The sequence below is a fragment of the Sphingomonas oligophenolica genome, from assembly GCF_039522915.1.
In the GTDB taxonomy this organism is placed as follows: domain Bacteria; phylum Pseudomonadota; class Alphaproteobacteria; order Sphingomonadales; family Sphingomonadaceae; genus Sphingomonas; species Sphingomonas oligophenolica.
The window spans coordinates 46,001-58,342 of the sequence record NZ_BAAAEH010000013.1; the positions used below are offsets into that span (position 1 = coordinate 46,001).

General features: G+C 66.5%; 12 protein-coding genes. 1 reads left to right on the forward strand and 11 read right to left on the reverse strand.

Annotated features, from left to right (window positions below):
- Positions 1-34: 34 nt before the first annotated feature.
- From ABD050_RS08175 to ABD050_RS08215, 9 genes are all read right to left on the reverse strand, one after another.
- Positions 35-469 (reverse strand): twin-arginine translocase TatA/TatE family subunit, encoded by a 435-nt coding sequence (locus ABD050_RS08175; RefSeq protein ID WP_343888775.1) that lies wholly within the window; start codon positions 467-469, stop codon positions 35-37.
- Between the two features lie 28 nt (positions 470-497).
- Entirely contained in the window at positions 498-731 is a 234-nt protein-coding gene (locus ABD050_RS08180; protein WP_343888776.1) for a twin-arginine translocase TatA/TatE family subunit, read from the reverse strand.
- 29 nt (positions 732-760) lie between these two features.
- Positions 761-1,363 (reverse strand): SMC-Scp complex subunit ScpB, encoded by a 603-nt coding sequence (gene scpB / locus ABD050_RS08185; protein WP_343888777.1) that lies wholly within the window; start codon positions 1,361-1,363, stop codon positions 761-763.
- Positions 1,360-2,106, reverse strand: a complete 747-nt coding sequence (locus ABD050_RS08190) for a segregation and condensation protein A (RefSeq protein WP_343888778.1) — start codon at positions 2,104-2,106, stop codon at positions 1,360-1,362. Before ABD050_RS08190 ends, scpB begins: the two co-directional genes overlap by 4 nt.
- A 51-nt stretch (positions 2,107-2,157) precedes the next feature.
- Complete coding sequence (locus tag ABD050_RS08195) at positions 2,158-3,165, reverse strand: glycoside hydrolase family 3 N-terminal domain-containing protein (protein ID WP_343888779.1); 1,008 nt, start codon at positions 3,163-3,165, stop codon at positions 2,158-2,160.
- Positions 3,166-3,264: 99 nt separating this feature from the next.
- Entirely contained in the window at positions 3,265-3,990 is a 726-nt protein-coding gene (locus ABD050_RS08200) for an SPOR domain-containing protein (RefSeq protein WP_343888780.1), read from the reverse strand.
- A complete protein-coding gene (gene argS, locus ABD050_RS08205) occupies positions 3,990-5,717 on the reverse strand; it encodes an arginine--tRNA ligase (RefSeq protein WP_343888781.1) in 1,728 nt (575 codons plus the stop codon). Before argS ends, ABD050_RS08200 begins: the two co-directional genes overlap by 1 nt.
- A gap of 147 nt (positions 5,718-5,864) precedes the next feature.
- Positions 5,865-7,019: a DUF1501 domain-containing protein gene (locus ABD050_RS08210; protein ID WP_343888782.1), complete on the reverse strand. Its 1,155-nt coding sequence runs from the start codon at positions 7,017-7,019 to the stop codon at positions 5,865-5,867.
- Positions 7,020-7,022: 3 nt separating this feature from the next.
- Complete coding sequence (locus tag ABD050_RS08215) at positions 7,023-8,591, reverse strand: DUF1800 domain-containing protein (protein WP_343888783.1); 1,569 nt, start codon at positions 8,589-8,591, stop codon at positions 7,023-7,025.
- A 214-nt stretch (positions 8,592-8,805) separates the two neighbouring features.
- Between ABD050_RS08215 and ABD050_RS08220 the strand changes: the two genes are divergently transcribed.
- On the forward strand, positions 8,806-9,099 hold the full coding sequence (locus tag ABD050_RS08220; protein ID WP_343888784.1) for a hypothetical protein: 294 nt from the start codon (positions 8,806-8,808) through the stop codon (positions 9,097-9,099).
- A gap of 1 nt (position 9,100) precedes the next feature.
- Here ABD050_RS08220 and ABD050_RS08225 read toward each other — a convergent pair whose 3' ends face one another.
- Positions 9,101-10,267 carry a deoxyguanosinetriphosphate triphosphohydrolase gene (locus ABD050_RS08225; RefSeq protein ID WP_343888785.1) on the reverse strand — a complete coding sequence of 389 codons (1,167 nt, stop codon included), beginning with the start codon at positions 10,265-10,267 and terminating at the stop codon, positions 9,101-9,103.
- On the reverse strand, positions 10,264-12,333 hold the full coding sequence (locus ABD050_RS08230) for an SPOR domain-containing protein (protein ID WP_343888786.1): 2,070 nt from the start codon (positions 12,331-12,333) through the stop codon (positions 10,264-10,266). The genes ABD050_RS08225 and ABD050_RS08230 overlap by 4 nt, the downstream gene beginning before the upstream one ends.
- Between the last annotated feature and the right edge of the window lie 9 nt (positions 12,334-12,342).

The window sequence follows — 12,342 nt, forward strand, 5'->3', positions numbered from 1 at the left end:
GCGCGGCTGCTCTCCAGCTCGTCAATGGGCTCGTTCACGGATCGACCTTGTCTGGTTTCGGCTTAGGCGTCCGCTTTGCCCTCAGCTTCGGCGCGGGCTTCGACGCAGCGTCCATGGCCTGGATCGGTTCGGGCTCCGGCGCGGGGCTGACGACCGGTTTCTCCGTCATGACCGGGAGCGCCGGCTGCTCAACCAGGTCGCCCGGCGCGGGCGACATCAGCATGGCCGGGGTCGGCGGATGCTCGCGCATGATGCGCGCATTCTCTTCAGCCCAGCGCTTCTCCATTTCCTGGAGTTCGGCATCGCGCAGCATCGAATCGAAGCCGGAGCGGAATTGCCGCGCCACGCCGCGCGCGCGACCGACCCAATAGCCCGCGACCCGCATTGCCTTGGGCAGGTCCTTGGGCGGAATCACCATCAGGGCGACCGCCCCCAGGACCAGGAGCTCGGTAGGCGCAACATCGAACATTCAAGAAAATCCCGGCAGGATAAGAACGTCAGCGATCTTCGCGCAGCTTCTCGGCCTGAACCTCGACAACGGGTTCAGCCGCCTTCTTGGTTTCTATCCGGCTCGGATCCCGGACAGGCTCATCCTCTTCGGCCATGCCCTTCTTGAACTGCTTGATACCCTTGGCAACGTCGCCCATCATGTTCGAGAAGCGTCCGCCGCCCAGCACGAGCACCAGTATCACGCCCAAGATCAGCCAATGCACAAGGCTGAAACTACCCATCTTCAATCTCCTCGAGGATCCCGGCCTATCTAGGCCTCTTCGCCGGGGTTTTCCACCTCGACGTCATCGCCATCCGAAAGACCGGCATGTTCCATCGCCAGGTCGACCGGATCGAGCAGCCCGGCGGCCTTCAGATCATCGATTCCCGGCAGGTCACGCCTGCTCGCAAGACCGAAATGGGCCAGGAACTCGGGCGTGGTCGCATACAGCAATGGCCGGCCAGGTACTTCCCGCCGGCCGGCGGGACGGATCCAGCCGGCTTCCATCAGCACGTCAAGAGTGCCCTTCGAGATCTGCACGCCGCGAATCGCCTCGATCTCGGCGCGAGTCGCCGGCTCGTGATAGGCAATGATCGCCAGCGTCTCGATGCCGGCGCGGCTGAGCTTGCGCGGCTCCTCCCTGTCCCGGCGCAGCAGATGCGCCATGTCGGGCGCGGTCTGGAAGTGCCAGCGATCGCCGCGGCGGACCAGCTCGATGCCGCGTCCGACATAATCGGCCTGGATTTCCTCCAGCACGTCGCGGATTCCGCCCGCGTCCCCCAGATGCGCGCGGATCGCGTCGGCGGTCATCGGCTCGGTCGCGGCGAACAGGACGGCTTCAACCGCGCGGGTCAGGTCATCGGCCCGCTTCATGCCGGAACCTCGCGGGTCGGCGACTTCAGGTACAACGGTGCGAAGGGCGATTTCTGGCGCAGCTCCACCTTTCCCTGCCGCGCCAATTCGAGCGCAGCAACGAAGCTCGAGGCAAGCGCGGACTTGCGGAAGATGCCCTGCGCGCTCTCGGGCAGGAAGCTTTCGATCACGCTCCAGTCGATCCGTTCGCCGACAAGCCGGGACACGCGCTCGAGCGCAGCGTCGAGCGTCATGACCGGTCGGTTGGCGACGATGTGCATCACCGGCCGGGTACGGGCATTGATGCGGCCATAAGCGGCAATCAGATCATAGATTTCCGCCTGCCACAGCGCCTTGCGCACCGTCCGCAGCCCTTCCGGCATACCACGCAGAAACACATCGCGGCCGATCCGGTCATGTCCCATCAGCCGCGCGCCCGCCTCGCGCATCGCGGCAAGCCGTTCGAGGCGGAGCTGGAGCCTGAGCGCGAGCTCCTCGGGGCTGGGCTGCTCCTCGGGGTCGCGCGGAAGCAGCAATGCCGATTTCAGATAGGCGAGCCACGCCGCCATCACGAGATAATCGGCCGCCAGCTCGAGCTTGATCGACTTCGCCTCCTCGACGAAGCGCAGATATTGATCGACCAGGGCAAGGATCGAGATTTCGCGCAGATCCACCTTCTGATTGCGGGCGAGCGCAAGCAACAGATCGAGCGGGCCTTCCCAGCCGTCAATATCGAGAGTCAGGGTTTCGGGATCGGAATCCATCGGCTCGTTTAGGCGAAGCCGAGCGCGCTGCACAATCCTCCCCGAAAAGGATCAGGACAGCGCGAGCAGCGCGTCGCGCCTGGCGATCAGCTCAGCCATCTCGCCCTGCGGCACCACGCCGGCGATCGTCGCCATCGCCCGATCGAGCCGCGCGCGCGACCGGTCGGCGATATCGCCGAGCCGCGCCGCGATATCCTCCATCTCGTCCATCCGGCCCCAACAATCGAGCACGAGATCGCATCCGGCCGCGATCGCCCCGGCCGCCTTGTCGCCGGCGGTGCCGGAAAGGGCCTTCATGTCGATATCGTCAGTCATCAACAGGCCGTCAAAACCGATCCGCTTGCGGATCACGTCCTCGATCACGATCGGCGAGAGCGTGGCGGGCCGCGCCGGATCCCATGCCTCGAAGACGATATGCGAGGTCATTCCCATCGGCGCCCCGGCGAGCGCCCTGAACGGCGCAAGGTCTATTTCGAGCTCGGCGTCCGAAGCGGTGACGGTGGGCAGGTGATAATGGGTGTCGAGTTTTGCCCGGCCATGCCCCGGCATATGCTTGACCACACCGACCACGCCGCCGGCGCGCAGCCCCTCGATGATGGCGCGGCCCATCGCGGCGACGCGCATCGGCTCCGATCCCAATGCCCGAGTCGAGATTGCCTCGGTCGTATCGGGTTGCGACACGTCGAGCAGCGGCAGGCAGTCGACCGTTATGCCGACTTCGGCGAGCATCAGCGCGATCGCCTGGGCATTCGCCCGTGCTGCTTCGATCGCCGAGATAGGCGCGATGTCGTAGAGAGCGTCGAATTTGGGTCCCGCAGGAAAGGCAGGCCATTCCGGCGGCCCCATCCGGGCGACGCGGCCGCCTTCCTGGTCGATCAGGATGGGCAGATCGCCCCGGCCGGAGATCGCGCGCAGATCATCGGTGAGTGCGCGGAGCTGGGCGCGATCGGCGATGTTGCGTTTGAACAGGATATAGCCGGCGGGCTCGGCCTGAAGGAAGAAGGAGCGCTCTTCGGGGGTGAGGGTCGGGCCTGACAGGCCGTAGATGACAGGCTTCATGCGAAGACGCTTACAAATATAAGGCAGGGCTGAGTAGGCCCGAAGCGCATTCCGTTTTTTCTCTCCGGTGACAGAGGAAAAGCGGACTGAACGCCAAGCTCAATTGTTCGCCACGAAACACGCCTCGCCCGCGACTTTCAGCTTGCCGCAGAGTTCAGTCGCCTGGTTCGCGCTGCCCGCATTGACTCGCAGGCGATAGACCGTCCTGCCGTTCACCTCGGCCATCTGCACTGATTTGCCGAGCGGCGCGAGGTAGGTGAAGCGCTTGGAAGCCCTTTCCCAGGCGGCGTTGGCTGACGCTTCGTCGGGGAAGGAGCCGAGCTGCACCAGCGCGCCGCCAACCGAAGCGCCTGCTGCCGGGGCGGCCGAAGGCCTCGCCGCCGTCAGCTTGCCGCCCGATGCCGGAATCGCCACCACTGCCTTGCTTGCGCCGGCGGTCATGGCAGCCGCAGGCGCCGCCCTGGTGCCGGCGACCGGCGTCTCGGGCGTAGCGCTCAGATCGATCGAGGCGTTGCCGCCACCGGCACCGTCGCTGGTGGCAATCGCGGTATCGCCTTCTCCCTCGACCTTGAGGCCGCCGGGATTGTCGGGCTTTACCTTGTAGTCGCCCTCCTGCGCCGCGATCAGCGCACCATTGCCGTCAGCGCGCTGATGCTGCTTGTACCAGTAGAAGCCGAAAATAGCGGCGGCGATGATCGCAAGGCCAAGCAACACCATCAGGATGACGCGAAAGACCGAGGGACCCTCGTCATAATTCTCATCGACAGTTTCGAGCCAGGGCAGCCGATCCTCGTCGCGCATCTCGAAGTCGCTCGACGTCGCCATCAGTTCATCTCCTGGACCGCCTGCACCCCCATGATGCCGAGTCCGTTGCGAATAATCTGCCCGATTGCCTCGGCCAGGAAAAGACGCGCACATGTTATGGCCGCATTCTCCGTAATCAGGAAGCGCCGTTCGGGGTTGTCATTGCCGAGATTGTAAAGTGCGTGGAATGCAGCCGCCAAGTCGTTCAGATAGAAAGCGATGCGATGCGGCTCGCGCGCCGCCGCCGCCGTCTCGATGATCCGCGGAAACTGAGCAGCGATCTTCACCAGATCGAGCTCAATAGTGTCAAGTTGGGACAGGTCCACCGCGCCACAGACTATTCCCGCCTCGGCGGTTTTCCGACGCAGGCCGGCGATGCGCGCATGGGCATATTGAACGTAAAAGACCGGATTCTCGCGGGAAAGTTCAACCACCTTGGCGAAGTCGAAATCCATCTGCGCATCCGACTTGCGGGTGAGCATGGTGAACCGAACGACATCCTTGCCGACCTCCTGCACGACATCGGCGAGAGTCACGAAATTGCCGGCGCGTTTCGACATCTTCACCGGCTCGCCGGCGCGGAGCAACCTGACCATCTGGACCAGCTTCACGTCGAACCTGGTCTTGCCGCCGGTCAGCGCCCGCACTGCCGCGACGATCCGCTTCACGGTGCCTGCATGGTCCGCGCCCCAGATATCGATCAGCGCATCGGCGGTCTGCGCCTTCTGGTAATGATAAGCGAGATCGGCGCCGAAATAGGTCCATTGCCCGTTCGACTTGCGGATCGGCCGATCCTGATCGTCGCCGAACTGGGTGGAGCGGAACAGCGGCAGCACGACCGGCTCCCAATCCTCGGGCGTCTCGCCCTTGGGCGCTTCGAGCACGCCGTCATAGATCAGGCCCCGCGCACGCAGTTCGGCTTCAGCCGCCTCCGGCTTGCCCGCCGCCTGCAATTCAGCCTCGGACGAGAAGAGATCATGATGGATGCCGAGCAGCGCGAGATCGGCCTTGATCAGCTCCATCATCGCAGCGACCGCCCGCGTGCGGAACAGGACGAGCCATTCCCCTTCGGGCGCGTCGGCATAGCGATCGCCGAACTCGGCAGCCAGCGCCTTCCCGACCGGCACGAGATAATCGCCCGGATACAGCCCCTCGGGGATATCGCCGATCTCTTCACCGAGGGCCTCGCGGTAGCGCAAATGCACCGAGCGCGCGAGCACATCGACCTGGCCGCCGGCATCATTGACATAATATTCGCGGATCACCCTGGCACCGGCGAATTCGAGCAGGTTGGCCAGCGCATCGCCCACCACCGCGCCGCGGCAATGCCCCATATGCATCGGCCCGGTCGGGTTGGCGGAGACATATTCGACATTGACGGTCGTGCCGCGGCCCCGGGTCGAGCGGCCATAGTCACTCCCCTCGTCGCGGATCGCGGAAAGCTCGGCGCGCCAGGTGTCGTCGGTCAATGTCAGGTTGATGAAGCCGGGCCCGGCAACCGAGACGGACTCGATCTCCTCCAGCTTGCCGAGCTCGGCGGCGATCTTCTCCGCCAGTGCGCGCGGGTTGGCGGCGGCGGGCTTGGCCAGCACCATCGCCGCATTGGTCGCGAGATCGCCATGGCTCGTATCGCGCGGCGGCTCGACCGTCACGTTCGCGCGGTCGAGCCCCGCCGGCAGGTCGCCCGCCGCAACAAGGGTATCGAGCGCCGCATCGAGATGCGCGGCGAAACGGGTATAAAGGGTCATTGCTGGTCCGGTCGGTTAAGCGAGCGCGCGCCTTAGCGGATGACGGGCGCGCACTCAAATCGCGACTGCAAGGTGGTTATGGTGGGCTGGCGGAACAACCGCCCGGTTGCGGGCGTGAGCCTTGGAACCCGGCCCCGCCAGCCCGAGCTATATACGCACCAAAGCTTCTACCGGACGCACGCCCCTGCTGTCGGGGAACAGGGCCGCGATCGTCCGCCCCGGCTCGACGCCGAAATGCTCGGCCGCCGCGCCGGCGATCAGGGCATCGAGCTGAAGCGTCGGCTTGAGGTCACGACCCTCGAACAATGCCGCCGGCGCGAGCCCAGGCCAGTCAGCCAGCACGCGGCCGCCCCTTACGCCGCCACCGAGCAGCATCGCCGAGCTCGCGGTGCCATGGTCTGTGCCGGCGGTGCCGTTGACCGCCACGGTGCGGCCGAATTCAGTCGCGACCAGCACCATCGTATCGGCCCAGAGCGGCCCGAGCCCGGCCTGGAGCGCGCCGACCATACCGTCCAGGCCGCGCAACTGCAGCCCCAGGCGCGCGCGCTGCTGCGCATGCGTATCCCATCCGCCGGTTTCGATCATCGCGATCCGCGCGCCGTTTTCCGGCACGAGCAGCTTTGCCGCGAGCGCACCGGTCGCGACGGCATTGCGGCCATTGTCGTCAGCCATGTCGCTGGTGAGCGCGCGGGTGCCCATCGCTTCGCTCCACAGCGCGTGGAGCTGGCTGTCGCCTTCGTACAGCATTGAAACCCGCTGCAGCAGATCGTCCGACGCCCGGGGCAGCGCCGATGGCGCATAGGACGACACCTCATGGCTGCCGCGCAGCGCCAGCGGCACGGTCGCAGCGACGGCGATCGCCCTGGCCTGTGACGGTGGCAACAGGCCGAGCATCCGGTTCAGCCAGCCGGTCTTGACCTGATAGGCACCCGCTCCACCGGTCTCGAGTACATTCTGCCCGTCGAAATGCGAGCGGTCGCGATAGGGCGATGCGACGGCGTGCGCGAAGAGCGCCTGCCCGCCCGTGTAGAGCCTCCCGATAGTGTCGAGCGACGGATGCAGCGCGAACATCGGATCGAGCTTCGCCGCGCCCTGAAAATCCTCCGCAAGCACGCCGCGCGCGCCGGCAAAGGCAGGATCGCCGACCGGCGCGACGGTGCCGAGCCCGTCCGCTGCGCCACGCTGGATGATGAAGACGAAGCGCTTGTCGGTCTCCGCTCTGGCGAAGGCCATGCGCGGTGCGAAGGCAAGCGCGGCCGCACCAATCGCACCGGCGCCGATAAAGGAACGTCGATCGAACATGGCCTATCTCCGCATGAATTCAGGCGCGACGAGCAGCAAAGCCAGTGCCTGCCCCGGACTCTCGGCGCGCGCAAGCGCCTGGGTGGTAGCGGGGCCCACCGCTGCGGGGATGATCTTGGGGGCGAGCACCCGTGCATCGATTGTCGCGCCGGCCCGGGTCGCGAAGCGCTCCGCTGCCTCGACCCGGCGGAGGATCGCATCAGGCCCCGCCCAGCTGGCTGCGATGTCATCAAAGCCGGCGGGCGATCCGGGCTTCCAGGTCGGCTGGCCGAGTTGATTGAGCAGCCCGGTGACCATCGGCGGCGCCACCGTCCTCATGCCGAGCGCGCGCATCGACGAGATCGACCATTCCCACGGCGTCTTGAACTTGGGCGGTTGCGCCACCCAGGTTTCGGGCGAGTCGATCAGCGCGCGGTAGACGCTCGGCAGGTCGCCGCCGGTCCTGAGATAGGCGGCCTGCAGGCGCTGGACGAGCGCGGGCGGCGGCGTATCCCCGGCGAAATGCCGAGCGAGCTTGGTGGCGATATGAGTCGCGGTGGCGGGATGCACCGCGAGGTCGCTCAGCACGGCCTGGGCCTGATGCTCACCCTCCTGATCGTAAACCTTGCCCATGATCGTCCGCGCACCCGGCTCGTGGAGGGGCGCGGCGAAGACGAAATCGCCGGCCTGGCCATCGGTTCCGCTGAAACGCGCGCCGGGGCCGCGGCTGAGGCCGGAGACAGTCCAGCCGGTCATTGCGCGGGCGAATTCAGTGACATCGGCCTGATCATAGCCGGTGCGGACGCCGAGCGTGTGGAGCTCCATGATCTCGCGTGCGAGATTCTCGTTGAGGCCGAGCTTGCGGTTAGGTCGGCTGCCGAAGCGCGTGCCGATCACGCTATCTGGTCCGACTGATTGCGCCTGATCGAGATAGAGAAGCATTGCCGGATGGCGCTCGACCGCGTTCAGCATGTCACCGAACCTGCCGAGGACGTGCGGGCGGATCGCCTCGAATTCGAGCAGTCCGCCCAGCCCAACCACCTGCACCTTGTCGATCGAGATGGCGAAGTGGTTCGCCCAGAAATGTACCAGCCGCTCGACGAACGGCGCCGGCGTGGTGAGTGCGGCGTTGGCCCGGCCCCCGACCGCACCGATATAATAGTCCCGCGCCTGCCGCTGCGCGAAGCGGCGCGCCTGCGCGACCGGGTCGTTCGGATCGGGCGCTTGGGGCGTCATGGCGTCAGTCTGTGGCTTGCCGCCGGGCAAAGCGGGCGTTGCCGCGCTCTGATACCCCTGCGTCATCGGCGCGTTCATATCGGCCGGCCGGCTTATCGCTGCTGCTTGTGCCCGCCGCGCAACTGGCCGACCCGCTTCGCCACGGCCCGACTGTCGCCGCAACGCCCTCAGCTGATCGAGATAGTCGGCCAGTTCCCCGGCAATCGTCCGCCGGCCCGGCAGCGCAGCGATCGCGCTCGGTGCCGCATCGAACGAGCCGAGCTGCGCATGCAGCCATTTCCGGGGATCGGCCGGTGTCGGTTCGTCGGGCCGCGCTCCAAGCCCGAAGCGATTAAGCGCTATATTTGCGTCCGCCATGATGGTTGTCGCCCGATACTATGGCTCCGACCTATACCCGACGTGTCGCAAGAGTTTGTCAGACCCTCAGGGGCAATGCGATTGGCCGTCCGTTTGTTGCAACTGGTCGCGCAATTTTTGCGGTTGGGATTTTGCTGCACTGCAATATGATTGGAACACAGCAGAAGATGCGAGGGGATGCTGATCTGGCTTTCGACCACCGAAAGGATAGATCATGACCAAGACCCTCCTCGCAGCGGCGCTGTTCGCGTCGCTGGCCGCCCCCGCTTTCGCCAGCGACACGCCCGCTGAAAGAACCTTCACCCGCGACGGCGAAACCTATGTCTATACGACCCAGATCAAGACGGACCGCGTCGTCATCACCGGGCGAAGCCATCCCGATGGCGGTCCGTTCGAGCTGGTGGTTCGCGGCGACTCGGTCACTGGCTTCTCCGGCGGCATTCCGGTCTCGTTCTTCATGAAGGGCGTCCAGGCCAAGTTGATGCCGGCAAAGCTCGCGGCGCGCTGATCTAGAAGCCGTCGGGCAGATCGATCGGACCGACCGCCTCGCGATAGCGCGCAACGGCATAGCGATCGGTCATCCCGGCGATGAAATCGGCAATATGGCGGCTGCGCGCGGGCTCTTCCGCGGGCAGCCGACCATACCAGTCAGCGGGCATCAGCGCCGGGTCGGCACGATAGGCCTCGAACAGCCCGGTGACGAGATCGCCCGCCATCCGCGCCGCCTCGAGCTGGCGCGGATGATGATAGAGATTCTCGTACATGAAGCGCTTGAGCACGCGTTCGGCCTCCCGCATGTCAGGCGAGAAGCCGGCCAGACAGCGCCCGGCGGCGCGGATGTCCTCGACAGTCTCCACCTTCGCTTCGGCGACACGGCGGCGCGTTTCCCCGATCAGGTCATTGACCATCGCCCCGATCTGCGAGCGCACCAGTTCGCCGGTCAGCCGCTCGGGCGCGAGATCGGGAAAGCGCTCCCGGGTTGCTGCCCAGCCCGATGCGATCACCGGCACCGCGAGGATCTGGTCGAGCGTGAGCAGGCCGGCGCGCAGGCCGTCGTCGATATCGTGATTGTCATAGGCGATATCGTCGGCGATCGCGGCGACCTGCGCCTCGAGCGAGGGCCAGCGCGTGAGATCGAGCGGGAAAGCGGCATCGGCCTCGGCCAGCGCCCAGCCCGGCTGAAAGATCGGGCCATTATGCTTGGCCAGGCCTTCGAGCGTCTCCCAGGTCAGGTTCAGGCCGTTCCAGCGCGGATAGGGGCTGTCGATCACCATCAGCGCACGGAGCGTATGGCCGTTGTGATCAAAGCCGCCCTGCCCCGCGAGCGCCGCCTGAAGCGCGTCCTCGCCGGCATGACCGAAGGGCGGGTGGCCGATATCATGGGCGAGGCAAAGCGCCTCGGTGAGGTCCTCGTTCAGCCCAAGCACGCGCGCCACGGTGCGGCCAATCTGCGACACTTCCAGGCTGTGAGTCAGGCGGACGCGGAAATGGTCGCCGTCAGGCGCCATGAACACCTGGGTCTTGTGGCGCAGACGGCGGAAACTGATCGAGTGGACGATCCGGTCGCGATCACGCTGAAAGGCGTCGCGTGGGCCACGAACGGTCTCATTCTGTTCGCTGTGGAGGCGCCCCCGGCTCAGTCCCGGGTCAGACGCCCAGGGCACAAGCGCGCTCACTTCGCCGGCAGCTTGGTGATCTTCTGGCCCGCCTCGCTGGTGAAGGTGAAGGCCGAGACACCTTCCTTGGCCAGTGCGTTGACGAAGGCGCGCGCCTCCTCATTGGTCTTGAACGGACCGGCCAGCACGCGGTTCGTGGCGCGGAGCGGAGTCGTCCAGCCCGATTTGCCCTTGAAGATCGCGGGCGCCTTGTCGCGGACCTTCGCCCATTCCTTGGGCAGGGTCCCTTCGTTGGCACCGCCCGCCACCTGTACCCAGATGCGCGCCGGCTCGAGGATCTTGGGGTCGTTCTTCTTTTTCAGTTCGGCCGCCTTTTTGGCATCGGCGAGCTTCTTCGCATCGGCCAGCTTCCTGGCGTCGGCCGCCTTTTTGTCAGCCAGCGCTTTCTTGTCGGCCAGCGCCTTCTTCTCGGCCGCCGCGTTCGCCTCCGCGGCGGTATCGACCGGCGCGGGTTCGGCCTTCACCGGCGCGGGCGCTGCAGCCGGTGGCGGCGCGACCTCGACCGGCGCCGGCTCGGCACCCGGATCAGGCGTCGCGACGCTGGCGATGATATTGGCGAGAATCGAATCCTCGTTTCGCACCGGGGCCGGCATGGGCGGCGGAGTCGACGAGATCGAGGCAGGCGGCGTTTCGACGCGCACGGGCGCCGCTGCGATAAATCCTGGTGCGACAGTCGAGGCAGCGAGGACAGCGGGCGCCGCTGCGGTTTGTCGCGGTGGTGCGGTCGAAATCGGCGCCAAAGGCGTCGGAGCACTGCCAGGAATACGGGTATCAGCCTCGATCGGCGCACTCGCGCGCCCGGGTTGCGGCGTTGTGCGTGGCGGCAGCGAAGCGACTTCGCCATGTTGAGCGGGCGCTGGCGCAATCGCGGCTGGCCTGGGGGGCGTCGTCACGACCTGCGCCGGTGGCATGGCCGGCATGGTCGCCGGCGCGGCAACCGATCGCATCGGAACGGGCCCGCCGGCGACCGGCGGGCTCACGCGCGCGGGTTGCGGCGTCTGCGTCGTGACGATCGGGCGCGCGGGGCTGAGCGTCATGCTCTGCCGCGGCGCAGCTGGCGGCGCATAGGGCTGCTCCACCGGTGGTTCGACGCTCGCGACATAGGCCGGCGGCTGCGGCAACGGCACGGGTGGCGGCGTATTGATGACCTGGATCGGCTCCGGCCGGCCTTTCTTTCTTTTGTCGCGGCTGCGGCGATCGTCCTGCCGCACGGGCTTCGCCACGTTCTGCGCGACGGCAACCGGCGTCGTCCCGGATTCGGGCGCGAGCGGCGCGAGCGCGGGGACCAGCCGGGCATCGGCGGCCCGTTCCGGCGTCGCCCGCAATTCGCCGAAATGCACCGCGAAGGCGCGATCGACCGGGCCAAGCGACGCCAGCCGATCGAAAAAGGGCTGAAGACCCTGGGCGAGTCCGGGCGGCATCATGTTGGTCGCGATCCGCTCGGCGCCGGCATTGTCGCCGGTCATCGCAAGGATGAAGGCCCGCGCCCGCCACGCGCCGCGATCGCTCCGGCGCAGCAGCGGCTCAAGCTGCTTGTAGGCGAGATCGCCCTTGCCGGAAATGCCGAGCGAAAGCGCGTAACGCCGCACCGTTTCATCATTGGGTCCGCTTTTCAGCGCCAGCCGGTAATCGCGCTGGGCTCGCTCCTGCTCGCCGATCAGATCGTAAGCGAGGCCGCGATCCGATGCGAAACGCTGCGGGTCGAGGCCAAGCGCCTCCGCCTCGCCGAAACGGCGAAGCGCCTCGCCCGGCTTTTCCGCCTGGACAAGCAGGCTGCCCAACCCCGCCTTGACCCGCGGATTGCGCGGATCGATCCGCTCGGCCCGGGCAAAGAAGGTCGAGGCGGCGGTATCGTCGTCGAGCTTCAGGGTAAGCTCGCCCGCCCGCACCAGCGCGCCGACATCCTGTGGATTGACCGCCAACAGCCGCATCTGGGCGGCGAGCTCATCCGCATCCGGGTTGAGCGGCTGCACCATCGGCACCTGCATCTGCGCCGTCCCGCCCATAGCCGCGAGCGGCGTTGCGATAGCGAACAGGACAAGCGGGGCAAAGCGGGAAACGCGCATCGGACTCCA